This is a genomic window from Shimia sp. CNT1-13L.2 (genome assembly GCF_024331145.1).
Classification (GTDB): domain Bacteria; phylum Pseudomonadota; class Alphaproteobacteria; order Rhodobacterales; family Rhodobacteraceae; genus Shimia.
Window position 1 is genome coordinate 197,235 of the sequence record NZ_JANDJO010000005.1, and the last position, 22,214, is coordinate 219,448.

A 22,214-nucleotide genomic window follows, 5' to 3' on the forward strand; every position below is an offset into this window, starting at 1 on the left:
AGGAAACAAAAAACGGCGTGGGTGCAGACCCACGCCGTTAAACTTTGCGCATGGCACGCGGAATTACTTGCCGCGCACCGTGTCGATCATCAGCTGCACGTTCTCGGGATCGGCGTCCGGCGTGATACCGTGGCCCAGGTTGAAGATATGCGGCCCCTTGCCAAAGGCCTCCACGATCTTGCGGGTCTCGCGCACGAGATCCTCACCACCCGTCACCATATGCGACGACTTCAGGTTGCCCTGCACACAGCCGTCTTTCTGAACGTTGGCCGCGGCCCATTCCGGCGTCACACCATCATCCAGCGCAACGCAATCCGCACCGGTTGCCTCGGCAAAACCGGCATAGCGTTCGCCCGCACCACGCGGGAAGGCAATGATCGGCACATCCGGATGGCGCTCTTTCAGCGCGGCAATGATCTTCTTGGCCGGTTCAAGCGCATATTTGTCGAAATCCGCGCCCTTGAGCGATCCGGCCCAGCTGTCGAACAGCTTGACCACTTCGGCCCCGGCCTCGATCTGTTTCGACAGGTATTCGATGGTGCCCGCGGTCAGCAGGTCGATCACCTGGTCAAACAGCGCCGGGTTGGAATCCTTCAGCGCATGTGCCGGACCCTGATCCGGGGTGCCACGGCCCGCAATCATATAAGTCGCCACCGTCCAGGGCATCCCCGCAAAACCGATCAGCGTGGTCTCGTTCGGCAATTCGCGCGACAGGATGCGCACGGTCTCGTAAACCGGGTTCAACACCTCGTCGATCTCGGTCACAGGTTTCAGCTTGTCGAAATCTTCCTGGCTTTCGATGGTCGACAGACGTGGCCCCTCTCCGGTCACGAACCACAGATCGGCGCCAAGCGCCTGCGGCAACAGCAGGATGTCGGCAAACAGGATCGCCGCATCAAAGCCATAGCGCCGGATCGGTTGCAGGGTCACTTCCGCCGCCAGCTCGCTGTTATAGCAAAGCGACAGGAAGTCCCCGGCCTCGGCGCGGGTTGCACGGTATTCCGGCAGATAGCGCCCAGCTTGGCGCATCATCCAGATCGGGGGGGTGTCGAGCGTTTCGCCGGCCAGAGCCCGCAGGATTTTCTTCTTCTCAGTCATGATGCACCTCTTAGCTCTGCCCATTTGGCTCAGCGTTGACATGGGTCAAGGAAACCATGTGGCGATCCATGCCTTTTCAGCGGGAACCACAAGGCCCCGTTTGTCCCACGACAGCCAGGCCATTTGCCACAAGCTAGGTCACGTGCAAGCGGCAGGATGTCAACCCTTCTGCGCTTGTCAGGCCAAACCGTCAGGATTAGACCCGTAAATATGACACTGAACCTGCCTTCCCCCGACTCGCCCCTCAAGATCGGCACCCGTGGCTCTCCGCTGGCCCTCGCACAGGCCTACGAGACCCGCAGCCGCCTGATGGCCGCTTTCGACCTGCCCGAAGCCGCCTTCGAGATCGTCATCATCAAGACCACCGGTGACGATGCCGCGCTGATCGCCAAGGATCGCCCGCTCAAGGAACTGGGCGGCAAGGGCCTGTTCACCAAGGAGATCGAAGAAGACCTCCTGTCAGGTGCCATCGACATCGCCGTTCACTCGATGAAGGATATGCCGGTCCTGCAACCCGAGGGTCTCCTGCTCGACACCTACCTGCCGCGCGAAGACACCCGCGATGCCTTTGTCTCGCCCAGCGTGAAAACCCTGGCAGACCTGCCCGAGGGCGCCGTCGTCGGCACCTCGTCCCTGCGCCGCCGCGCCCAGCTGCTGAACTACCGGCCAGACCTCAAGGTCGTCGAATTCCGCGGCAACGTGCAGACGCGCCTCAAGAAACTCGGTGACGGCGTGGCCGACTGTACCTTCCTCGCCATGGCTGGTCTCAACCGCCTTGGCATGAACGACGTGGCCTCCTCCGCCATTCAGCCCGAAGAAATGCTGCCCGCCGTGGCGCAAGGGGCCATCGGCATCGAACGCCGCGCCAACGACAGCCGCACCGCCGACATGCTCGCCGCCCTGCACGACACGGCCACCGGCCAGCGCCTCGCCGCCGAACGCGCCTTCTTGGCGGCACTGGACGGCTCCTGCGAAACCCCGATCGCGGCCCTTGCCGAACTGGATGGCACCACCCTGCGCCTGCGCGGTGAAGTCCTGCGCCCCGACGGCTCCGAAAGCATCAGCGAAGACAAGACCTGCGCCATCGAAGACGGTGCCGAACTTGGCCGCGAAATGGCGGCCAGCCTTCTGGCCAAGGCAGGCGAAGGTTTCTTCGACTGGCGCCAGTAAGTTTCCAATCTCGAAACAATTCACGAAAACGGCGGGGATTACCCGCCGTTTCTCGTTTCAAGAACCCCATTTCGGCACGCTGCCTTCCCCATTTCCGCCATGTTCACAACCCATGCTGGAAACATGGCGAATGGAGATAACCTTATGAACGCAATGACGGGATCACTGGCAGTAACCGCGACCCCTACCCGAGTCAAAGTGCAGAAAGCCTATGCCTATACGGCGCGGGAAATGGATGGATACTTCCGCCACACCTCGCATAGCGAGGCGATCATTCGCTTTATAGGCATCGTGCTGATCCTCGGCGCCTTCATCCAGTGGCTTGTACCGGAAAACGCCGATGGCTTCCCGTCGCTGATGACCAAGACCGGGCTAGCCGTGGCCTTTTCGCTCATCGGGATCGCGATCTACACCTCGGCCCTGCGCGGCTCGCGCCATGAACTGCGTCTCGACCCAAGCCGCCGCGACCTCACCCTCACCCGCCTTGATCGCCGCGACAATGTCCGCAGCAGCAAGAGCTTCCCGCTCACCCAGATCAAGAGCATCTACGTCAAGAAACCCGAAGTGCCCGGCGCACCTGCCCGCATGCAACTGCGCCTGATCAACAGCAGCAACGAGATCACGGCGATCCGCGGCCCCTATGAAGAGGTCGAGATGATGCACCGCACCCTCTGCCGGCACATCCACATTCTTCAGAACAAGTAACTACGTGGGGGACTGCCCCTATACCCACTTCGCCATCGGCGGCAAGCTCATCAGAACCGCGTTGGCGTCATGCCCGGTCTCAAGCCCGAACTTGGTGCCACGGTCATAAACAAGATTGTACTCGGCATAGAGACCACGGTGCACCAACTGCGCATCCTTCTCGGCATCGCCAAATCCATCCACCCGACGTTTCTCGACCAGCGGCACAAAGGCCGGCAGGAAGGCCTTGCCCACATCCTGGATAAAGGCGAAATCCGCCTCCCAGTCGCCGCTGTTGTGATCATCAAGGAAAATGCCCCCCACACCCCGCGCACGGCCACGGTGCGGCACATAGAAATACTCGTCCGCCCATTCCTTGAGGCGCGGATAATGCGCCTCGTCGTGGCGATCACAATGCTCTTTCTGAACCGCGTGGAAATGCGCGGTATCCTCGTCATACTCCAGACAGGGGTTCAAATCAGACCCACCGCCGAACCACCACGCATGAGGTGTCCAGAACATCCGCGTGTTCATGTGCACCGCCGGACAATGCGGGTTCTGCATATGCGCCACGAGGGAAATGCCACTGGCCCAGAACCGCGGATCGTCCTTCATGCCGGGAATGCCCTTGCGCGCCGCCATCGCCGCCTGCGCCCGCTCTCCCAATTCGCCGTAAACGGTCGAGATGTTCACGCCGACCTTCTCGAACACGCGACCACCGCGCATCACCGACATCAATCCGCCACCAGCATCCGATCCGTCCGCACTGGCGCGTTTGGTTTCGCTCACGTCGAAACGGCCCGCGGCCTGATCGGCAAACGGCCCCTCGGCATGGCTGTCTTCCAGCCCCTCGAACGCCGCCACGATCTGATCGCGCAACTCGCGGAACCACGCCGACGCGCGTGCCTTCTGGCTTTCCATCTGATCGGTCATCCGGTCTCTCCCTGAACAGTCTTGACTGATCAACTATCAGGGCCGCCCCACAAGGGCCAGCGCCAGATCAACGCATCTAGTGCGCCGGAGCAGGCACCGGATCAACAAGGGTGCGCCCACCGTCAACCGTCAGGATCTGTCCGGTCATGAACCCCGACCCTTCCGACGCAAGGTACTGCACCGCATCCGCCAACTCGCCCGGACCGGCAATCCGGCCCAAGGGCGTGTTATCCTCGATAAGATTGCGGTAATCGCGATTGTCCTTCAGCGTGCTCTGAAGGCTGGCCGACATCACCGATCCAAACGCCACCGCGTTGACACGGATACGATGCGGCGCAAGCGCAACCGCAAGGGATCGGGTCATCTGGTCAAGCGCCGCCGTCGACACCGAATAGGCCAACAGGTTGGGGTGCGACCGGCGCGAGGCAATCGACGACAGGTTGATGATCGAGCCTGCCATGCCCTCTTCCTTGCCCTCGGCCTGCTTGACCATCCGCTTGGCCACGTATTGCGACAGCCGCAAAGAGGTCATGAGGTTCTGATTCAGCATGGTGATCACTGACTCGTCCTCGGGATCAAGCGCATTGGAATGCACCACCTGCCGACAGCCATTCACAAGAATATCGACCGTATCAAAGGCGTCGATCGTCGCCGACAACAGGTTCGCAATCGTCAGCTTTTCGCGAAGATCCCCAGCAAAGTAGCGGATATTGCCCTCTTCACGGTTTTCGCCAACCTCTTCGATGAGACCGCTCTCATCCATGTCGGCAAACATCACGTTGGCCCCGTGATCCGCAAAGTGACGCGCCACGGCCAAACCAATGCCGTTTGCCGCTCCGGTAACAATCGCGGTCTTGCCTGCAATCGAAAAAGACATCTGCGCCTCCGATGATTCTGCGCGACCTTACGCGGTTTTACCGCCTCGCGCGAGACGGACGCGACGCATGAAGCACCTTGAAGCGACCATCGCCCGCAATTTCCTCGACCTGCCCAAAGGCCGCATTCAACGCGGTTTCATAGGGAAGATGACGGTTTGCCACCATCCACAACTGGCCGGACGGCGCAAGCATCCGCGCCGCGGCCTCGATAAAGGCCACGCCCAGCGCAGGTTCGGCCGACCGCCCGGTGTGGAACGGCGGGTTCATCACCACCGAATCCATCCGCGCCCGCGCCTCCCACCGGGTCACATCCGCCCAGTGAAACGCGGCCCGCGCGTCCTCGACATTCTTTCGCGCGCAGTCCAGGGCCGCATGATCCGCTTCCACGAGGTAAAGCGTTTCGACACTCTCGCGGCTCAAGATGTCACGCGACAGGTATCCCCATCCGGCCCCAAGGTCCGCAACGTTGCGCCCCAGCTTGGCAGGCAGGGCCGCCGCCAGCATCTTCGACGCCGGATCAATCCCGTCCGCCGAAAACACGCCCGCACGGGTCAGGAAACCATCCACCTCCTGCCACTCGGGCGCGACCCAATCGGCAAAATCGCCACCCGAGAACCAGAACAGCTTGCCATGCGCCTTGGCGACCACACCGGCCACCTCTGCACGCTTGCGGCACTCTTTCAGGATACTGTCCGACCCCTCCGTCTTCTGGCCGTCCACGATCACCACATCCGCACAGGCCACCGCCCGCGCGATCAGGTCATGCGCCTGTTTCTTGGCGCGCGGCAGGCAAACCAGCGCAGCCGCATAATGACCGCTTTCGGCAACATCACAGGCATATCCCGCCCGCTCATAGGCCTCGTAGTCAGGCCGCAGGGGCTGAATCACCCGACACCGCTCGCGCGGCAGGGCCGAAAGGTCAAACCCCGCACGCGGGGCAAAAACTGCGATCTCCCCCGCCTCGGGCAGGGTCAGGCCATTGTCCTCAATGGCCAGGGTCAAACGGGAATGGGACATTCAGAGGTCAGATAACCGGCGCGTCGCCGATCATTCCTTTTCCATTGTGCATTGCAGCGGATGCTGATGACGACGGGCGAAATCCATCACCTGTGTCACCTTGGTTTCCGCGATTTCGTGGCTGAACACGCCAACAACCGCCACACCCTTCTTGTGTACGGTCAACATGATCTCGAACGCCTGCGCGTGGGTCATGCCAAAGAACCGCTCAAGGATGTGAACCACGAATTCCATCGGGGTATAGTCATCGTTCAGCAAGAGAACCTTGTACAAAGGCGGACGCCGCGTGCGCGTACGCGTCTGCAACGCGACGCCGAAATCGCCGTCGTCATCGCCGTTATCGGCGCTCATGTGCAAAGCATAATCGTGCATGGGTATCCGCGTCTGGTTTAAGGGTGTCGCCTTAGCGGGTTTATATAACCTGTCTTAAGTTTTAGAAAAGAGCTTCAGGCCACGAAATCAAGGCGAAACATGTCCAGAACCCTCACCACTGTCGGTTTCGACGCCGATGACACCCTCTGGCACAACGAGCGATTCTTCCGCATCACCCAGGATCGCTTTGCCGAATTGCTGGCCGACTACACCCACAAGGACCATCTCGAGGAACGCCTTCTCGAGGCCGAAAGGCGCAACATCGGCCACTACGGCTTTGGCATCAAGGGCTTCGTCCTGTCGATGATCGAAACCGCCATCGAGGTCACCGAGGAACAGGTTCCCGCCAGCGTTATCGCCGAACTCATGGCCGCCGGACGCGACATGCTGCAACATCCCATCGAACTCCTGCCGCACGCCCGCGAGGCCGTCGAAGCACTGGCCGGAAGCCACCGTATCGTGTTGATTACCAAAGGTGATCTTCTGGATCAGGAACGCAAACTGGCGCAATCCGGCCTTGGCGATCTCTTTGACGGGGTCGAAATTGTCTCCAACAAGACACCCGACATCTACCGCACGATCTTTGACCGCCACGGCGACGGCCCTGACCGCGCCATGATGGTCGGCAACTCCATGCGCTCCGACGTTGTCCCGGCAATCGAGGCCGGCGGCTGGGGCGTCTACGTCCCGCACGGTCTGGTCTGGGCCCTCGAACATGCCGAAGCCCCCAACGACGCGCCACGCTTTGCCGAACTGGAATCACTGGCCGGGCTTGCCGACCTCGTAAACGACATCGGCTGACCTGCCTTATTCCCGCCACATTCCCCCCACTCTAGTGGTCGCTCCGAAAAAATACCCCACATCTTGGTTGTTTTTCCGGTCACGCTGCCAAACCTGCTGAAAACAAAGGCTTTATCGAAAAGACACCCTGTGTTAGCCTGACGTCAAATAATAAGGCCGAACCGGAGAACCGGCGGCTTGAGGCAGAGAAGGCAGTTTATCGTGAAGGTTCGGCTCAGTTCGCCGGCTCGTTTCGGTGTCGTTGCGCTAGTGCTCCTGATGAGCCTGGCAACCGTCCCCTTATCGGCAATCGCAGCACCCTATGCCGCGATGGTCGTGGATGCGCGCTCGGGCGAAGTCCTCCATTCCCGCAATGCCGACACCCGTCTGCACCCCGCCTCCCTGACCAAGATGATGACGCTCTACATCGCTTTTGAGGCGGTAAAAAACGGCGAAATCTCCCTTGATACCAAGGTCCGCATCTCCAAGAACGCCGCCGCGGAACCGCCTTCGAAACTGGGCCTGCGCTCCGGTCAGCGCATTGCCCTGCGCTACCTGATCCGCGCCGCCGCCGTGAAATCCGCCAACGATGCCGCCACCGCCATCGGCGAGGCCATCTCCGGCTCCGAGGCCAAGTTCGCCCGCCGCATGAACCGCACCGCGCGGGCGCTCGGGATGACCAACACCACCTTCAAGAACGCCCACGGCCTGACCGAATCGGGCCACCTGTCTACCGCCCGCGACATGACAACGCTCGGGCGGCACCTGCTCTATGACTATCCGCAGTATTACAACCTCTTCTCGCGCCGCTCGACCCATGCTGGCGTGAAGACCGTCAACAACACCAACCGCCGCCTGCTGAACGCCTATCGCGGCGCCGACGGCATCAAGACCGGCTATACCCGCGCCGCGGGCTTCAACCTCGTGGCATCCGCCGAACGTGGCCGCGAACGGGTGATCGCCACCGTTTTCGGCGGTCGCTCCACCGCCTCGCGAAACGCCAAGGTGGCCGAACTCCTCGACCTCGGCTTCCGCCGCGCCCCCAGCCGGGTCGCCCTGCGCAAACCGAAACTGCCGACCTACGGCACCAGCGCGCCAGCGGGCAAAACCATCCGCGTCGCCACCGCCGTCAAGAAAAGCCTGCGTCCGCAGCTGCGCCCCAAAACCCTGTTCCGCACCGAGCCCGAGACGCCCGAAACACAGGATACGGTTGTCGCCAGCGCCAGCAGCATTGAGTTCGACATCCAGACCGCCCTCATCGAAGCCCAGGGCGACAAACCTGCCACCGCTCTCCCCGAGGAAGATATCGACACCCCGCAAGTCGTGACCCGCATCTCCACCTCCGGCGGACGCCACTGGGGCATCAACGTCGGTCGCTACGCCAGCCGCTACGCCGCCGAAAAAGTGCTCCTGAAAACCGCGCTCACCGAGATGAGCACGCTCGACGGCACCCTGCGCAAGGTGGTCAAGAATTCACGCGGCTACGAGGCCAACTTCGTCGGCATGACCCGCGAAACCGCCGACCTCGCCTGCCGCCGCCTTCAGGCCCGTCAGATCGCCTGTTTCACCATCGGCCCGTCCTGATCGCTTGCCCCCGCCGCCCGTCTGAGACAAGACTGGCGACATGAGCAAAACGGTCATCCCCGCCCCCGCCCCGACGCTGCTGCCGGTCCACGGCAGCGACGCGCTGTTCCCTGTCCGCCGCATCTTCTGCGTGGGCCGCAACTACTCCGAACACGCCCGCGAGATGGGGCACGACCCGGACCGCGAGCCACCCTTCTTCTTCACCAAACCCGGCGATGCAGCCGTGCCCTCCGGCCTGACCCTGCCCTTCCCGCCCGCCACCGAAAACCTCCACCACGAGGCGGAACTGGTTGTCGCCATCGGCACCGGCGGCCGCGACATTGCGGCAAAAGACGCAGACCGCCACATCTGGGGCTATGCCACCGGCAACGATCTCACCCGCCGCGACATGCAGGCCCGCGCCAAGGAGATGCGCCGCCCCTGGGACATGGCCAAGGGCTTTGACGCCTCCGCCATCATCGGCCCGCTGCACCCGATCACCGAAACCGGACCACTGACCTCGGGCGCGATCACCGCCCATGTCGATGACGACCTGCGCCAGACCGGCGATCTCTCGGAAATGATCTGGCCCACCAGTGACGTGATCGCCTTCCTCTCACGCCTCGTCACCCTCGCCCCCGGCGACCTGATCATGACAGGCACCCCCGCAGGCGTCGGCCCCATCACCCCCGGCCAAACCTGCCGCGTCGAAATCGCGGGCCTCTCCCCCGCGACAGTCATCTTCAAGCCATAAGAAAAGGGCCGGTCACAAAACCAGCCCTGCTTCAATGCACACAGAAATACTCCCGCCGGAGGCATCCCGCCCCCGCGGCCATTCCTCACGGTTTCGGGCGGTCGTCCCACTCGCCGCTCAGGATACGCTGCGCATCCCCTTCCGGGTCTTCATACTGGTCCGACCGCACCGTGTAGAGAAAGGCCAGAAGGCCCACGCCCCCAAGTATTAGCGAGATCGGGATCAGATAGGACAGCACAGACATGGATTACCTCAGGCGCAACGCGTTGAGCGAGACTGTAATCGAAGAGGACGACATGGCCAAGGCGGCAATCAGCGGCGTCGCCAAACCGGCAATCGCAAGCGGCACGGCAATCACGTTGTAAACCGTCGCGATCTGGAAGTTCTCCCGGATCCGCTTGGTCGCCTTGCGCGCGGTGTTGAGCGCATCGGCAATCGGGCTCAGGTCACTGCCCAGCAACACGATATCCGATGCCACCCGCGCCGCATCCAGCGCCGAGGCCGGCGAGATCGACACATGCGCCGCCGCAAGGGCCGCCGTGTCGTTCAGACCATCGCCCACCATCAGCACATGCTTGCCCTGTTCCGACAGCGCCTGCACCTTCGCGGCCTTGTCTTCCGGCAGCGCCTCGGCCACCCACTTCTGGATGCCCAGACGATTGGCCAAGGCTTCAACCGCCCCGGTGCTGTCGCCCGAGATCAGCATCACGTCCTTGCCATCCTCCAGCAACGCCCGAACCGATTCTTCCGCGCCATCCCGCAGCGCATCCGAGAAGGTGAAGGCCCGCGCCGTGTCTTCGCCCATCGACAGGAAGGCAGAGGTCTGCGCCAGCGGCTGCGCCCCAACCCAGGCCGCCCGCCCAAGGCGCACCAGCTTGCCATGCAACTTGCCCTGCGTCCCGAACCCCGGAACTTCCTCGATGTCGCTCAACTGGGCCGGTTTGATCCCCGCCTCGCGCGCGGCATCGACCAGCGCCAGCGACAAGGGATGCGATGACCCCATCGCCAACGCCATGGCCACTTCGATCTCGCGACGCGGAAACTCCCCAAGGTTGGTCACTTCCGGCGTTCCCGCCGTCAAGGTGCCCGTCTTGTCGAACACCACCGTATCCACCTGCGCCAGCCGTTCCAGCGCCGTGGAGTGCTTGATCAGCATCCCCTGTTTGAACAACCGCCCCGAGGCCGCCGTCGTCACCGCAGGCACCGCAAGCCCAAGCGCACAGGGGCAGGTGATGATCAGAACCGCCGCCGCGATGTTCAGCGCGGTGCGCATGTCAAAGGTGTAAAGGAACCAGCCCACGAAGGCCAAGGCCGACAGGATATGCACACCGGGCGCATAGAGCTTGGCGGCACTGTCCGCCAAAGAGGTATAGCGCGACCGCCCCGATTCCGCGATCGCCACCAGATCGGCCATGCGATGCAGCGAGGTTTCCTCGCCCACCGCCGTCGCCCGCACCACAAGCGGCCCGGTCAGGTTCACTTCCCCGGCACTCACGCCAAGCCCCGGCTCGGCATAGACCGGCAGGGTTTCCCCGGTCAGAAGCGAGCGATCCAGCTCCGACTGGCCTTCGACAATCTCTCCGTCCACCGGCATCCGCCCGCCGGGGCGCACCAGCACAAGGTCGCCCACCGCCAGTTCGGACACCTGCACGGTGTCTTCCACGCCATCGACCACGCGAATGGCACGCGGCACCTCAAGCGCCGCGAGCTCCTCGGCCGCAGAGCGCGCCACCGCCCGCGTGCGATAGTCAAGATACCGCCCCGCCAGCAGGAAAAACACCAACGTCAGCGCGGCATCGAAATAGGCGTGCTCCCCCGACAGCATGGTCTCCCAAAGCGAGGTCACAACCGCCAGCACGATGGCCAGCACAATCGGTACATCCATGTTCAGGCGCTTGTTCTTAAGCGCCGACCAGGCATTCACGTAAAACGGCTTGCCCGAAAACACGATGGTCGGCAGGGCAATCGCCGCCGAAATCCAGTGGAACATGTCCCGCGTTGCCGCCTCGGCGCCAGACCAGACCGAGACCGACAAAAGCATCACGTTCATCGAGGCAAACCCGGCCACCGCCAGACGCATCAGCAGGTCACGCCCCGCCTTGTCCGACGCCGTCGCCGAAAGCGTCCCCGCATCCAGCTCGTGCGCCTCGTAACCGATCCCCTCCAGCACCTTCACAAGGTCCTGTGCCGTCACATCCGCCTCGGCCTCAACCGTCGCCCGCTTCAACGTCAGGTTCACCCGCGCCGATTTCACACCGGGTTGGCGATGCAACTCGCGTTCAACCGCCGAGATACAGGCCGCGCAGTGAATGGTCGGCAGTGAAAGGGCAAGGCGGGCCTCTTCATGGGCCTCCTGCTCGGCCAGCGACTCTGCGGCAGGCGCAGCAACGCAGGCAGGGCAGGCCGAAGTTCCGGGGCGCATGGCAGCGGTCATGAACTTACTCCGTCACGTAGAGAACAACCCGCTGGCTGAACTCGGTCCCGTCTTTGGCAACAGCCTTCATCCGGATGTTCCAGTTGCCCTTCTCAATCGCCATCGGCGCCACATAGGCGGTGCCGTCGAATTTGAACTCGGGAACAACATCATCCTTCACATGGGTCGCCCGCCCCAGCACCGCATCCAACTCGCGGGCCTCTACCGGACGGCCGTTGATGTCCGAGATCTGAAGGATCAAAAGCCCGCCGGTGTGCCGCGCCGCAACTTTCCAGCCCAGCGATTCCTGCGCATCACGACGGTCGTCAAACTCCTGGCTGGCCACGTAGGAATTCTTGACCTCAAGACCGGGGAAGGTCCTGACAGCCGAAACTGCCAGGAGGACATTTACCCCGATGATCACACCAAACGCGCCGACAAAGATCATGGCGGCATGTTTGCCGGTGAATTTACGTTCTGAACTCATCAGTTGGCCTTCCCGTTAAACACCGTGTCCTTATACACGCGATCACCGTTCAGCGCATCTTCAACCCAGAAGCGGAAATCAGTGGCTTCACCGTTCGCCGGAAGCGACCCTTTCGGCGCCAGAACATAGACACGTTGCAGCTTCATCGTATCCGCCGGAACCGTCACGGTCTCATAAGGCGTGCCTTCCAGATCGATACGCAGGGTCGGATCCCCCTTGACCGAGATGCGGAACGGACGGTCCTCGCCATGCTTGTTGCGCAGACGGATCTCATAGGTGTTGCGGATCGTCCCATCCGACAGCGTCACGAAGGTCGGGTTCCGAACCGGCGCAACCGTCATGTCGATATCGGTCCGCAGGAACAGGGCCACCACCAGCAGGACGCCCACCAGCGACCACAACGTGGTGTAAAGGATCGTGCGCGGACGCAGGAAGTGGTGCTTCCAGATGCTGCGCGGTGCGTTGCCAGCGGTCTCCCAGGCCTCGTCACCAACGGCAAGATAATCGATCAGGCCACGCGGCTTGCCGATCTTGTCCATGATCTCGTCGCAGGCATCGATACACAGCGCACAGGTGATGCACTCCAGCTGCTGACCATCACGAATGTCGATACCCACCGGGCAGACGTTCACACAGGCCATGCAGTTGATGCAATCACCCTGCGTTTCGCCGTCACGCACCTCTTGCGATCCCTTGCGCGGCTCGCCGCGCCAGTCGCGGTACCCGACGGTCAGGGTGTCTTCGTCCATCATCGCCGCCTGGATACGCGGCCACGGGCAGGCGTAGATACAGATCTGTTCACGCGCGATGGCCCCAAAGAATACCGTGGTGAAGGTCATGACCGCGATGGTGGTATAGGCAATCGGGTGCGCCGTTCCCTTGAACAGGTCCACCATCAGCGTCGGCGCATCTGTGAAATAGAACACCCAGGCCCCACCGGTCGCCAGGGCGATCAGAATCCAGCTCAGGTATTTGATCATCCGCAGGCGGAACTTGCGGAGGTCCCATTTTTTCTGACGATGCAGACGCAGGCGCGCGTTGCGGTCCCCTTCGATCCATCGCTCCACGAGGATGAAAAGATCGGTCCACACGGTCTGCGGACAGGCATAACCACACCACACACGCCCAAGTGCCGAGGTGAACAGGAACAGGCCAAGACCTGCCATCACCAGCAAACCCGCAACGAAATAGAATTCGTGCGGCCAAATCTCGATCATGAAGAAAAAGAAGCGGCGGTTGCCAAGGTCCAGCAGAACTGCCTGATCCGGCAAACTCGGGCCGCGGTCCCAACGGATCCACGGCGTCAGGTAATAGATGCCCAGCATGACGGCCATCAGATACCATTTCAGGTTACGAAACTTGCCTTTGACCCGCTTCGGGAAAATCGGCTCTCGGGCAGCGTAAAGGCCAGGTTCTTGATCAGTAGTGCTCACTGGAATCACTCGCGCATAGGGAATTCTCTGATGTTCTTTTGGCCTCTGAAGCCGTTCGGAACTTTGATATGGGTCAAATATTGTATTAAAAATGTAGCTTTAAACGCGGCCATCCGCCACGGCTCACAAAAACAGGAACTGCGCCGCACACACCTTGCGACCGCCGTTTCAGGTGCTATATCGGAGAGGAATGAGTGCCGGCTTTCCAGGAAACGCGCGAACAGGACGGAAAGCCGGCACTTTTGCTCCACGCCAAAATGCCGCGGGCAACTTTCAGGTCCATTCCGTGAGTACGGCCAAAGGACCAATTTCTTCCCTCACTCTCACCGATTCCCGCCTTACGGCCTTTGACCCAGATCAAACTGCGTGCATTATCCTTGTCAGGGAGCGGGAAAAATCATCTTGAAGTGGAGGCAGGACGATTTCCCAAGAAGAAAGCGAGCGCAAGTCGCTCAACGCCGCCGAGATCGGGGCCGTGGCCCACCTTTACCGCGGCGAAGTCTATCGCAGCACCATCTGGCGCACCCGGTTGGACACGACCACGAACTGGGCCGTTGTCACCCTTGGTGTGGCCCTGTCGATTTCCTTTGCATCACCTGACGCCTCTCCCCTGCCCCTCGTGCTGGTGGGCGTCCTGATCATCTTCTTCCTGATGCTCGAAGCCCGCCGCTACCGTTATTTCAACGTCTGGCGTGCAAGGGCGCGGTGGCTGGAAACCCACTTCTACGCCCCCATGCTGTATGACGGGGATCTTCACCTCGAGGAAAACTGGCAGAAGGTTCTCGCCAACGACTACATGCGCCCCAAATACCACGTGCCCTACATGGTCGCCGTCGGACGCCGCATCCGCCGCAACTACCTCTGGATTCTGCTGATCCAGTCCCTCGCCTTCGCCGGCAAGATCGCCGTTCACCCCACCGCCGTGCAATCCTGGGACGAAGCCTTCCGCCGCGCCGATGTTGGCCCGCTTCCCGGCGAGGTGATCATCGGTTTCGGAACCGTCTACATGATTGCCTGGATCTTCCTCGCCTTCTGGAGCGATCGCGACGACGCCCGCCGCGCCCGCGCCCGCAAAACCGAAAGCGCAATGGGTTAACGTTCACTCCGGGCCTGCCTCAGAACCCAGGCCCGGAATGCCTTGGCCGCCGGCCTCAGCGCGGCCGGGTTGCTGACCACGTGATAGCCCTTCTCGAACGCCCCCTCAAACAGCTGCACCAGCCGCCCCGCCGCCAGATCATCCTCGACCCAGATCCGCGTACTGACTGCAACCCCCTGTGCATTGCGCGCCGCGTGCTGCAACAGGTTGCCGGGCAGATGGATCATGCCCCCTTTCGTGGCGCCCTCAGCCACTCCGTTCTCTTCCAGCCAGAGACTTGCTTCCGAGGTGCCCAACTCCTGCAACCAGGGCAGGTCGGCAAGGTCCAAGGCACTTTCCACCTTCCGGTCCCCGATCAACTCAGGCGCCGCCACCACGGCAATCGGCGTATGTACCAGTTCCTGCGCCTCCAGCCCCGGCCAGTTCCCGTCGCCATAGCGAATACACAGATCAATGCCGCCCGGTCTCGGATCGGTCAGCGCCGGGTTCGGATCAATCATGATATCGATCTCGGGATGCTTGGCGCGAAACGCAGGCAGCCGGTGCACCAGCCAGTTCGAGGCAAACTGCGGTGTTGTCGCCACGTGCAGGGGGCGCACCCCCTCCTGCATCGTCAGCTCCTCAACCCGCTCCGCGATCGTCGTGAACCCATCCAGCAGGGCATCCGCAAGGCGACGTCCTTCAACCGTCAGGACGGCAGACCGCCCCGCACGATCCAAAAGTTGCACGCCTAGATGCGCCTCCAGATTGCGGATCTGCTGGCTGATGGCCGCGTGGCTGACGTTCAGCCCCGCCCCTGCGGCCTGAACCGATCCCTGCTCGGCAAAGGCGGCAAAGGCACGAAGCGCGCTCATCGGGGGCAGTCTCGTCCAGTCCATATGTAATTTATACTGACATGTTGATTTCATTCCTGAGTCGCAGCTTCGCGCCTGAAACGCCATATTTCAAGACAGAAGCGAACCACCAAAGGAGGCTGACATGCTATTTCTACTTTCAGATGTCTTCAACATCGCAACCCGCCAATCCCCCCTCGGCCAGCTGCCGCCCAAACCGCAAACGCGCAGCACCGGCAAGAAAGGCTGATGGCCCAAAAAGAATATGCGATGTCTGCATAGCGTGTTGGTTGGTTCCGATTTGAAGGATTAGGCCAATATCGCCTCTGAACGACAGATCAGAGGCGCGATGCAAAAGAAATCCTTCGACAGAATCCTGAAAGGGCTTCGCGGCCTTACATCTGATCAAGCTGCAGCGCTCTGTTCAGATGGTTTTTCTGCGTATGACAAGTTTGCCAAGGCCACTGGCTTTCGCATTTCGTGCTCGGCACCAAACCCGGCACTCGCAAGATCCAGCAGAGCTTTCACATACAAAACGTGAACGCTTTGCATTCGCGCTTAAAGGCCTTCCTTCGCCCCTTTAAGGGGCCAGCCAAGAAATATCTCGACGGCTATGTGGATTGGTGTTTTGCTCGCGAGAATATGGAAGTTGATTGTGCACTTAGCCGCTTGCTGGATTGCGCCAGACCATAAGCGCAAAATGTTTTGATACCCCAACGTAGTTGGGAAGCGCGATCTGATGATTGAATCCATCGTATAGAGCAACGTTGATCGATGCAGATGAGCCCATGGCTCCAGACAGACGGGGCTGCCCATAATCTTTGACGCCCTCTTCCAAGGCCTGCTTCTGATATTCAGTAGTTCCTGAACGCTCGAGCTTACCCGGAAATGGCAGAGCAATGGCAATTCCATCTAATCCGGCTTTCTCAACCAGAGCCTTCAAAGATACGAGCAAGGGAGAGAGTTCCAGGACCAGTGATTGGTGGCCCGCTCCAGCTGTTAGAAGCATGCGGCAAACGTATAGCCAACTGCCAGCCGGGTCATGTGAAATCCCAGATCCGTCTCTGGTAGCTGTAGTCCAATCGTGTGTTGTCAAGGCAACGCGGGGCTGGAGACGTATGGCGTTCGCATACCCGATAATGCGCCCTCCCTTTTCACTTACAAAAGCTCCTTGGGGAAATCTATCGAAGCATGCGTTGACAGTGGCACCTGAATGCTCCGGATGAACAAAGGCAACGCTCCGTTGACCAAGAGTGTCCACTCCTGGGTTATCCTGCAGTTCCACGATGGCATTCAAGTCATCATGGATAACCGTTCGCGCAGACATTGTCACAAATGGACCCTCCTGAGTAGAAGTTGAATATATTAAGCGAAATCAAAGGATCAACTCTACAATTTCAAGTGCACGCAACACTTAGCCAACACGCAGTGCAGACATCGATAAAGAATAAGCCCGCCTGGAAGGGCGGGCATGATTCAAACTTGAAATTCCCGGCACCCCTGTAGGGTCGGGTGCCGATGCCCCCCTCCTACACCTGCTGTACGACACAAATGTGACAGATCCCGAAAGCGGCCTTACCCGGCCCCTTCGTAGACGTTCACGTGGGGGATCCGCCCACCGCTGCCAAAGATGCGGACGAACACGTAATGCCCGCGCCCGCTCATCACGTCCTCGAAAATGTAACGCGCCACCGGCTGTCCCGCCCGATAATAGGCCGGCAGGTTGGCACGCAGGTCCCGACGGTGAAAGAACGGATCATTCCCGTCATAGTCATCCCGCTTGCCAAAACGGTGGAAATTGGCCCGATCCTGGGCCAGCACCGCCCCGAAGGTGGTCAAGGGCGTGCCGCTTGAATTGACAATATCCCGTGGACCAAGCCAGGTCAGGTATTCGCCCATCAACTGCTGGGCTTGGGCGGGTGAGGCGTTCAGGCCGACAACACACGCCAGCGCCGCGAAAATTCGAAACATGAAATATCCTTTCGGCAATCCGGCCCGACACAGGGGCCATTCCGCCACCAGTCTATGAAACGTCTCCTCCTGCGTCACCCTGCAAGGCGCCATGAAATTCGGCCTTGCCAAAAAAGAAACGCCAGCCCCCGGGAAACGCGCGAACATGACGGGGACTGGCGCTTGAGCCGGGGGCAAATCCTGCCCCCGGATATGTCAGGATGGCTTATTCGCCACCACCCAACTGGTGCACATAGGCCGACACGGCGCGGATTTGCGCTTCGGTCAGACGGGTATTCCAGTTCGGCATAACGCCTGCGCGGCTATAGGTGACGGTCTCTTTGATCGAGTCATAGTCACCACCAAACAGCCAGATGGCGTCGGTCAGGTTCGGCGCACCCTGTGCGCGGTCACCGGTACCGTCATCCATGTGGCAGGCCGAGCATTCGTCCGCAAAGACAACCGCGCCATCTGCAACAAGCGATGCGTCTTTCGCATCACCCGACAGCGACATCACGTAGTTGACGACAGCTTCGATCTGCTCGTCTTCCAGATAGTCGTCGCCAAAGGCAGGCATTTCCGAGAAACGCGCATCTTCGTCTTCTTCGTTCCGGATACCGTGGCTAACGGTGGTGTGGATCGATTCGATGTCACCACCCCACAGCCAGTCATTGTCCAGCAGGTTGGGATAGCCAACCGCACCGGCAGCACCCGAACCGTGACACTGGGCACACCAGGTCTTGAACACGGCAGCACCGGCCGAAATCGCATAACCGTTCAACTCAGCGTCGCTGGTGATCGCGGTCAGTTCCGCCGCTTCCAGCTTGGCGTTGATCGGAGCCAGCGATTCATTCACACGGTCGATCTCGGCAGCCACTTCGCCCCGGGTCGAATACCCCAGAACACCGGCGGTTGCGCCTTTGATACCGGGCCATGCGGGATACGCGATGGTATAGCCGATGCCCCAAACGATACAGGCATAGAAGATGTAGACCCACCACTTGGGAAGAGGGTTGTTATATTCTTCGATGCCGTCCCAGGAGTGACCAGTCGTCTCGATCTGGTTTCCTTTTTGAACAGGTTTTTTACTCATGTCCTCGCCTCCTCATTCCGTGGCGGGTTTGTCTTCGTGCCGGAACGGGATGTCTGCGGTGTCGCGGTACTCCTTGGTGGCGCCTGGGCGGAAAACCCAGACGACAACACCAATGAAGAACGCAAACAGGAACAGAAGCATCCAGCTATCAGCGAACTCTCGCAGTAGGGAATAGGTCTCCATGTTCCTAACTCCTTACCGCGACGCGTCCGGCGTGAAGGTCGAGAAGTCGACCAGCGTACCCAGCATTTGCAGGTAGGCAACCATTGCGTCCATTTCGGACACGCCGGGCTTACCGTCAAAGTTGCGTACGTTGACTTTCTCACCATAGCGCTCGAGCAGACCATCATAGTCGCTGTCCGGATCCGCCTGGGCCGCAAAGTCGGCTTGGGCGTTGGCGATCATGTCCTCGGTGTAGGGCGTACCCAACAGAGCGTTGGTGCTCATGATGTCACCGATGTACTTGCCGTCGATCTTCTTCTTTTCAAGGAAGCCGTACTTCGGCATCACCGATTCCGGAACAACCGACTGCGGATCACGCAGGTGGTCTACGTGCCAGTCATCCGAATAACGGCCGCCTACACGGGCGAGATCGGGACCGGTACGTTTAGAACCCCACTGGAACGGGTGGTCGTATTTCGACTCCGCTGCCAGCGAGTAGTGACCATAGCGCTCCACCTCGTCGCGCATCGGACGGATCATCTGCGAGTGACAGACATAGCAGCCTTCACGCAGGTAGACCTCGCGGCCGGCCATTTCCAGCGGGGTGTAGGGGCGCATGCCCTCTACGTCCTCGATGGTGTTTTCCAGCCAGAACAGCGGTGCGATCTGCACAATGCCGCCGATGGTTACGACCAGGAAGCTGAAGATCAGCAGGAGGGTCGCGTTGGTCTCGAGGATTTTATGTTTATCGAGAATTGCCATTGCTCCGGCCCTCCTTATTCAGCCGGGACTGCAACCGACAGGCTGGCTTCTTTAGCCGGGGCCTTACGGACAGTCATCCAAAGGTTGTAGCACATGATGACGGCGCCAGCGAGGAACATGACCCCACCCAGACCGCGCACAACGTACATCGGGAACTTAGCTGCCACGGTGTCTGCGAACGAGTTCACAAGGAAACCGTTGGCATCAACTTCGCGCCACATCAGGCCTTCCATGATGCCGGTCACCCACATGGACGCCGCATAGAGAACGATACCGATGGTGGCGAGCCAGAAGTGCCAGCTGACCAGTTGCAGCGAATACAGGCGCTCACGCTTCCACAGAACCGGAACCAGGAAGTACAGCATACCGAAAGTGATCATGCCGTTCCAACCAAGCGCACCAGAGTGCACGTGACCAATGGTCCAGTCAGTGTAGTGCGACAGCGAGTTCACGGCGCGGATCGACATCATCGGACCTTCGAAGGTCGACATGCCGTAGAAACCAACCGAGATCACCATCATACGGATCACAGGGTCGGTGCGCAGCTTGTCCCATGCACCCGACAGGGTCATCAGACCGTTGATCATGCCGCCCCAGGAAGGCATCCACAGAACAACCGAGAACACCATGCCCAGCGTCGAAGCCCAGTCAGGCAGCGCGGTATAGTGCAGGTGGTGCGGACCCGCCCAGATGTAGATGAAGATCAGGGCCCAGAAGTGGATGATCGACAGCTTGTACGAGAACACCGGACGCTCGGCCTGTTTCGGGATGAAGTAGTACATCATGCCCAGGAAGCCTGCGGTCAGGAAGAAGCCCACAGCGTTGTGGCCATACCACCACTGGGTCATCGCGTCCTGAACACCGGCCCAGACGATGACCGACTTCGAACCGAAGATCGACACGGGGATCGTCAGGTTGTTGACGACGTGCAGCATCGCAACGGTCACGATGAACGACAGGTAGAACCAGTTCGCAACATAGATGTGCGGCTCTTTGCGTTTGATGATGGTACCCAGGAACACGGCCAGGTAAGCCACCCAAACAACGGTCAGCCACAGGTCAACATACCACTCGGGTTCCGCGTATTCTTTCGACTGGGTGCCGCCCAGCAGATAGCCGGTTGCCGCCAGAACGATGAAGAGCTGGTAGCCCCAGAACACGAACCACGCGAGGTTGCCGCCCCAGAGACGGGCAGCCGAGGTACGCTGAACAACATAGAACGACGACGCCAGAAGCGCGTTGCCGCCAAATGCGAAAATCACCGCCGAAGTGTGAAGCGGACGCAGGCGGCCAAAGTTGGCATAGCCTTGTGCCCAATCAAAGTTCAGCACCGGGAACGCCAGCTGGAACGCGATGAAAACGCCCGCCAGGAACCCGACCACGCCCCAGAAGGAGGTGGCGATAACACCAGCGCGGACCACGCTGTCGAGATATTCGTTCTGCGGCGCCGGGGTTTTTGCATCCCCGAACCCACGCAAGGTCCAGATAAAGAGGCCACCCGAGACCAATGCCACGATAACGGCATGGACCAGGTAAGCCACATCGCGCGCATAGTTTGCTGCGATCAACGCGAAGAGCGTGACCAAAGCAAGCGCGATCAGCTTGATATAATTCAACATTTTGCGTCCCTTCGTCTTGCCGGGCACGATTCGGATTTTGCCTCGGCGGATTTAGACTGAGTGTGTTTTGCTTTCGCAGTCGCAGAAACGCATTGATCTGTGTCAAAGCACTTCTTTTCAAAAGGTCTCCTAATCAAGGCAATGGGACGGACAGGCCCCAAATCTGTCCAGAAATCACCCGCAGACCCGTGCCACGGAGCTCAAGAAATGGCCTATAAATCAATCCTGTCGGTTCTGACCGATACAACCTTTGTTCAAAGCACGCTGGCGCAGGGCATTGAACTCGCCCGCGGCCAGGAGGCGCATCTTGACGCACTCTGCCTCGGCGTGGACCGCAGCCAGACCGGTTACTACTACGCCGGTGCCAACGCGATGATCCTTCAGGAAACCCTGAACCGCGCCCAGAAGGAAAGCAAAGACCTCGAAGAACAAGCCATCGAACACCTGCGCGCTGCCGGCATCCGCTGGGGCACGGAATCCGGTGTGGCTCAGATCGCCGATCTTGGCCGCCACGTCGCCGCCCGCGCCCGCTTTGCCGATCTCGTGGTGCTGCCCAAACCCTATGGCAAGGATCACGGCGCCGAACTCGAGCCCACCATCGAGGCCGCGATGTTCGAAGGTCAGGCCCCGGTGCTTGTTATCCCCGACAACACCCCGCCGATGGCCACCCCGAAACGCATCTCGATCGGCTGGAACGAAAGCGCCGAGGCCCTTGTCGCCGTACGCGCCGCCCTGCCCTTCCTGCAAAAGGCCGACGCGGTCCGCGTTGTCGTGATCGATCCGCCCACCCACGGCCCGCACCGCTCCGATCCCGGTGGCCTCTTGTCACAGTTCCTGTCGCGCCACGGCGTCCGCGTCGAGATCGACGTCCTGTCCAAAACCCTGCCGCGCGTCTCCGACGTCCTGCTGCGCCACGCCAAGGACACCGAGTGCGAAATGGTTGTCATGGGCGCCTACGGCCACTCCCGCTTCCGCGAGGCCATCCTCGGCGGCGCAACCCGTAACATGTTGGAACAGGCAGACATTCCCGTCTTCATGGCACACTGAAGACACCCCCGGAAAAACCAAAGCCGCCGAAATCCTCGGCGGCTTTTCTCGTCTCTTATACCCGGGGCTG

Annotated in this window: 23 protein-coding genes and 1 pseudogene; 8 read left to right on the forward strand and 16 right to left on the reverse strand. The window is 60.6% G+C overall.

The genetic code is table 11. From position 1 onward, the window contains the following. Window positions 1-63: 63 nt before the first annotated feature. On the reverse strand, window positions 64-1,098 hold the full coding sequence (hemE, locus tag NNA36_RS12810; protein ID WP_255107587.1) for a uroporphyrinogen decarboxylase: 1,035 nt from the start codon (window positions 1,096-1,098) through the stop codon (window positions 64-66). A 210-nt stretch (window positions 1,099-1,308) separates the two neighbouring features. On the opposite strand from hemE, the gene hemC reads away from it, so the two are divergent. Both hemC and NNA36_RS12820 read left to right on the forward strand, forming a co-directional pair. Continuing rightward, window positions 1,309-2,268 carry a hydroxymethylbilane synthase gene (hemC, locus tag NNA36_RS12815; protein WP_255107590.1) on the forward strand — a complete coding sequence of 320 codons (960 nt, stop codon included), beginning with the start codon at window positions 1,309-1,311 and terminating at the stop codon, window positions 2,266-2,268. 144 nt (window positions 2,269-2,412) lie between these two features. Further along, window positions 2,413-2,973, forward strand: a complete 561-nt coding sequence (locus tag NNA36_RS12820; protein ID WP_255107593.1) for a hypothetical protein — start codon at window positions 2,413-2,415, stop codon at window positions 2,971-2,973. A gap of 18 nt (window positions 2,974-2,991) precedes the next feature. Here the strand turns inward: NNA36_RS12820 and hemF are convergent, their stop codons facing one another. From hemF to clpS, 4 genes are all read right to left on the reverse strand, one after another. Continuing rightward, window positions 2,992-3,885 carry an oxygen-dependent coproporphyrinogen oxidase gene (gene hemF / locus NNA36_RS12825; RefSeq protein WP_255107595.1) on the reverse strand — a complete coding sequence of 298 codons (894 nt, stop codon included), beginning with the start codon at window positions 3,883-3,885 and terminating at the stop codon, window positions 2,992-2,994. A 76-nt stretch (window positions 3,886-3,961) separates the two neighbouring features. Further along, window positions 3,962-4,762 (reverse strand): SDR family NAD(P)-dependent oxidoreductase, encoded by an 801-nt coding sequence (locus NNA36_RS12830; RefSeq protein WP_255107597.1) that lies wholly within the window; start codon window positions 4,760-4,762, stop codon window positions 3,962-3,964. 37 nt (window positions 4,763-4,799) lie between these two features. Beyond that, the gene (locus NNA36_RS12835; RefSeq protein WP_255107599.1) at window positions 4,800-5,780 is read right to left on the reverse strand and encodes a class I SAM-dependent methyltransferase; all 981 of its coding nucleotides are present in this window, start codon (window positions 5,778-5,780) and stop codon (window positions 4,800-4,802) included. A 30-nt stretch (window positions 5,781-5,810) separates the two neighbouring features. Further along, window positions 5,811-6,131, reverse strand: coding sequence for an ATP-dependent Clp protease adapter ClpS (gene clpS, locus NNA36_RS12840; RefSeq protein ID WP_255107862.1), 321 nt, complete (start codon window positions 6,129-6,131; stop codon window positions 5,811-5,813). Window positions 6,132-6,251: 120 nt separating this feature from the next. Between clpS and NNA36_RS12845 the strand changes: the two genes are divergently transcribed. From NNA36_RS12845 to NNA36_RS12855, 3 genes are all read left to right on the forward strand, one after another. Further along, complete coding sequence (locus NNA36_RS12845) at window positions 6,252-6,953, forward strand: HAD family hydrolase (RefSeq protein ID WP_255107601.1); 702 nt, start codon at window positions 6,252-6,254, stop codon at window positions 6,951-6,953. A gap of 258 nt (window positions 6,954-7,211) precedes the next feature. Next, on the forward strand, window positions 7,212-8,516 hold the full coding sequence (locus tag NNA36_RS12850; RefSeq protein WP_255107603.1) for a D-alanyl-D-alanine carboxypeptidase family protein: 1,305 nt from the start codon (window positions 7,212-7,214) through the stop codon (window positions 8,514-8,516). 40 nt (window positions 8,517-8,556) lie between these two features. Next, window positions 8,557-9,249: a fumarylacetoacetate hydrolase family protein gene (locus NNA36_RS12855; RefSeq protein ID WP_255107606.1), complete on the forward strand. Its 693-nt coding sequence runs from the start codon at window positions 8,557-8,559 to the stop codon at window positions 9,247-9,249. A gap of 85 nt (window positions 9,250-9,334) precedes the next feature. Here NNA36_RS12855 and ccoS read toward each other — a convergent pair whose 3' ends face one another. From ccoS to ccoG, 4 genes are read right to left on the reverse strand one after another with little or no spacing between them, the layout of a single operon-like run. Beyond that, window positions 9,335-9,493: a cbb3-type cytochrome oxidase assembly protein CcoS gene (gene ccoS / locus NNA36_RS12860; protein ID WP_255107607.1), complete on the reverse strand. Its 159-nt coding sequence runs from the start codon at window positions 9,491-9,493 to the stop codon at window positions 9,335-9,337. A 3-nt stretch (window positions 9,494-9,496) separates the two neighbouring features. After that, window positions 9,497-11,683, reverse strand: coding sequence for a heavy metal translocating P-type ATPase (locus NNA36_RS12865; RefSeq protein WP_255107609.1), 2,187 nt, complete (start codon window positions 11,681-11,683; stop codon window positions 9,497-9,499). Window positions 11,684-11,687: 4 nt separating this feature from the next. Then, window positions 11,688-12,149, reverse strand: coding sequence for a FixH family protein (locus tag NNA36_RS12870; RefSeq protein WP_255107610.1), 462 nt, complete (start codon window positions 12,147-12,149; stop codon window positions 11,688-11,690). Next, the gene (ccoG, locus tag NNA36_RS12875) at window positions 12,149-13,582 is read right to left on the reverse strand and encodes a cytochrome c oxidase accessory protein CcoG (RefSeq protein ID WP_255107611.1); all 1,434 of its coding nucleotides are present in this window, start codon (window positions 13,580-13,582) and stop codon (window positions 12,149-12,151) included. The genes NNA36_RS12870 and ccoG overlap by 1 nt, the downstream gene beginning before the upstream one ends. A gap of 466 nt (window positions 13,583-14,048) precedes the next feature. Here ccoG and NNA36_RS12880 point away from each other — a divergent pair, with 466 nt between their 5' ends. Next, on the forward strand, window positions 14,049-14,678 hold the full coding sequence (locus NNA36_RS12880; protein WP_255107863.1) for a DUF2270 domain-containing protein: 630 nt from the start codon (window positions 14,049-14,051) through the stop codon (window positions 14,676-14,678). On the opposite strand, the gene NNA36_RS12885 is transcribed toward NNA36_RS12880, so the two are convergent. Further along, window positions 14,675-15,532, reverse strand: coding sequence for a LysR family transcriptional regulator (locus NNA36_RS12885; protein ID WP_369681666.1), 858 nt, complete (start codon window positions 15,530-15,532; stop codon window positions 14,675-14,677). The genes NNA36_RS12880 and NNA36_RS12885 overlap by 4 nt on opposite strands. Before the next feature lie 391 nt (window positions 15,533-15,923). Here NNA36_RS12885 and NNA36_RS12890 point away from each other — a divergent pair. Next, window positions 15,924-16,204: pseudogene (locus NNA36_RS12890) on the forward strand (IS1595 family transposase); the annotation flags it as partial. On the opposite strand, the gene NNA36_RS12895 reads toward NNA36_RS12890, so the two are convergent. The 6 genes from NNA36_RS12895 to ccoN form a co-directional block, all read right to left on the reverse strand. After that, window positions 16,173-16,844 (reverse strand): hypothetical protein, encoded by a 672-nt coding sequence (locus NNA36_RS12895; RefSeq protein WP_255107613.1) that lies wholly within the window; start codon window positions 16,842-16,844, stop codon window positions 16,173-16,175. The pseudogene NNA36_RS12890 and the gene NNA36_RS12895 sit on opposite strands and share 32 nt — an antisense overlap. A 242-nt stretch (window positions 16,845-17,086) precedes the next feature. Beyond that, a complete protein-coding gene (locus tag NNA36_RS12900) occupies window positions 17,087-17,482 on the reverse strand; it encodes a hypothetical protein (RefSeq protein WP_255107614.1) in 396 nt (131 codons plus the stop codon). A 205-nt stretch (window positions 17,483-17,687) separates the two neighbouring features. Further along, on the reverse strand, window positions 17,688-18,554 hold the full coding sequence (ccoP, locus tag NNA36_RS12905) for a cytochrome-c oxidase, cbb3-type subunit III (protein ID WP_255107616.1): 867 nt from the start codon (window positions 18,552-18,554) through the stop codon (window positions 17,688-17,690). 12 nt (window positions 18,555-18,566) lie between these two features. Beyond that, window positions 18,567-18,737 (reverse strand): cbb3-type cytochrome c oxidase subunit 3, encoded by a 171-nt coding sequence (locus NNA36_RS12910; protein WP_255107619.1) that lies wholly within the window; start codon window positions 18,735-18,737, stop codon window positions 18,567-18,569. 12 nt (window positions 18,738-18,749) lie between these two features. Beyond that, window positions 18,750-19,478 (reverse strand): cytochrome-c oxidase, cbb3-type subunit II, encoded by a 729-nt coding sequence (gene ccoO, locus NNA36_RS12915; protein ID WP_255107620.1) that lies wholly within the window; start codon window positions 19,476-19,478, stop codon window positions 18,750-18,752. A gap of 14 nt (window positions 19,479-19,492) precedes the next feature. Next, a complete protein-coding gene (gene ccoN / locus NNA36_RS12920; RefSeq protein WP_255107623.1) occupies window positions 19,493-21,097 on the reverse strand; it encodes a cytochrome-c oxidase, cbb3-type subunit I in 1,605 nt (534 codons plus the stop codon). A 207-nt stretch (window positions 21,098-21,304) separates the two neighbouring features. Here ccoN and NNA36_RS12925 point away from each other — a divergent pair, with 207 nt between their 5' ends. Further along, on the forward strand, window positions 21,305-22,144 hold the full coding sequence (locus NNA36_RS12925; RefSeq protein WP_255107625.1) for a universal stress protein: 840 nt from the start codon (window positions 21,305-21,307) through the stop codon (window positions 22,142-22,144). Window positions 22,145-22,214 lie beyond the last annotated feature (70 nt).

Coding starts and splice junctions, on each gene's coding strand:
- hemE (WP_255107587.1), bottom strand. CDS start 1,098: ATGACTGAGAAGAAGAAAATCCTGCGGGCTCTGGCCGGCGAAACGCTC.
- hemC (WP_255107590.1), top strand. CDS start 1,309: ATGACACTGAACCTGCCTTCCCCCGACTCGCCCCTCAAGATCGGCACC.
- NNA36_RS12820 (WP_255107593.1), top strand. CDS start 2,413: ATGAACGCAATGACGGGATCACTGGCAGTAACCGCGACCCCTACCCGA.
- hemF (WP_255107595.1), bottom strand. CDS start 3,885: ATGACCGATCAGATGGAAAGCCAGAAGGCACGCGCGTCGGCGTGGTTC.
- NNA36_RS12830 (WP_255107597.1), bottom strand. CDS start 4,762: ATGTCTTTTTCGATTGCAGGCAAGACCGCGATTGTTACCGGAGCGGCA.
- NNA36_RS12835 (WP_255107599.1), bottom strand. CDS start 5,780: ATGTCCCATTCCCGTTTGACCCTGGCCATTGAGGACAATGGCCTGACC.
- clpS (WP_255107862.1), bottom strand. CDS start 6,131: ATGAGCGCCGATAACGGCGATGACGACGGCGATTTCGGCGTCGCGTTG.
- NNA36_RS12845 (WP_255107601.1), top strand. CDS start 6,252: ATGTCCAGAACCCTCACCACTGTCGGTTTCGACGCCGATGACACCCTC.
- NNA36_RS12850 (WP_255107603.1), top strand. CDS start 7,212: ATGAGCCTGGCAACCGTCCCCTTATCGGCAATCGCAGCACCCTATGCC.
- NNA36_RS12855 (WP_255107606.1), top strand. CDS start 8,557: ATGAGCAAAACGGTCATCCCCGCCCCCGCCCCGACGCTGCTGCCGGTC.
- ccoS (WP_255107607.1), bottom strand. CDS start 9,493: ATGTCTGTGCTGTCCTATCTGATCCCGATCTCGCTAATACTTGGGGGC.
- NNA36_RS12865 (WP_255107609.1), bottom strand. CDS start 11,683: ATGACCGCTGCCATGCGCCCCGGAACTTCGGCCTGCCCTGCCTGCGTT.
- NNA36_RS12870 (WP_255107610.1), bottom strand. CDS start 12,149: ATGAGTTCAGAACGTAAATTCACCGGCAAACATGCCGCCATGATCTTT.
- NNA36_RS12885 (WP_369681666.1), bottom strand. CDS start 15,532: ATGAGCGCGCTTCGTGCCTTTGCCGCCTTTGCCGAGCAGGGATCGGTT.
- NNA36_RS12900 (WP_255107614.1), bottom strand. CDS start 17,482: ATGTTTCGAATTTTCGCGGCGCTGGCGTGTGTTGTCGGCCTGAACGCC.
- ccoP (WP_255107616.1), bottom strand. CDS start 18,554: ATGAGTAAAAAACCTGTTCAAAAAGGAAACCAGATCGAGACGACTGGT.
- NNA36_RS12910 (WP_255107619.1), bottom strand. CDS start 18,737: ATGGAGACCTATTCCCTACTGCGAGAGTTCGCTGATAGCTGGATGCTT.
- ccoO (WP_255107620.1), bottom strand. CDS start 19,478: ATGGCAATTCTCGATAAACATAAAATCCTCGAGACCAACGCGACCCTC.
- ccoN (WP_255107623.1), bottom strand. CDS start 21,097: ATGTTGAATTATATCAAGCTGATCGCGCTTGCTTTGGTCACGCTCTTC.
- NNA36_RS12925 (WP_255107625.1), top strand. CDS start 21,305: ATGGCCTATAAATCAATCCTGTCGGTTCTGACCGATACAACCTTTGTT.